The 735-nt window shown below is 63.3% G+C and carries 1 pseudogene; it reads left to right on the forward strand.

Annotated features, from left to right (window positions below):
• Window positions 1-735: pseudogene (locus ACBR42_RS17175) on the forward strand (conjugal transfer protein TraA); the annotation flags it as partial.

Consider the following 735-nt stretch of genomic DNA (forward strand, 5'->3'; position numbering starts at 1 on the left):
TCTATCTCAGGCGGCGGGACATGCTGCGCGCCAGTGGCGCGAAGCGCGGCATAACCATGTCAGCGCCGACGAATGAGGATGTTCTGGCGCTGAGTCTGGCCGTGCGCGAACGGCTGCGCGCCCGCAACGAGATCGGGCAGGAGGAAATCATACGCGCGGCCATCGACCAGCGCGGGGAAACCTATGACCTGCCCATCTCGAAGGGCGACCGTGTCAGGCTGTTCTCTCGGACGCAGTGTCAGGTGGCACGGGCTGATGGAAGGGGGTGGCGCTGGCGCGACCTTGGATCCAATGGCGATTTCGTGGATGTGGAGGGTTGGAATGATAAAGGCATTGTCCTGAGGAACACCCGGGGCGTGACCGGCCTGGTGCCGTGGGAGCGTCTGGCGGACAGGGCGACCGGGCGTATCAGGCTGGGTCCGGGCCATGCGATGACGATTGATTCCGCGCAGGGCATCACATCTGACGAGCATATCAACGCTATGCCGCGCGGTAGCTCGTCCGTCACCGGGTTTACCGCCTATGTGGCCGAGAGCCGACACGTTCATACGTGCTGGACACGGGTGGCGGAAGCGCCGGTACGGGAGGCGGAATCATTTTCCCGTCCACTGGGGGACGCGACACCCGTGACGCTGGAGAATCTGTTGGACCGGATTGCCGGTGACATGGGGCGGCACGAGTACAAGGCCCTGGCCATCGACCTTGAACAGGTTCGGCTCCAGTATGAAGAGAATA

Source organism: Komagataeibacter sp. SM21, from assembly GCF_041402665.1.
Lineage (GTDB): Bacteria > Pseudomonadota > Alphaproteobacteria > Acetobacterales > Acetobacteraceae > Komagataeibacter > Komagataeibacter saccharivorans.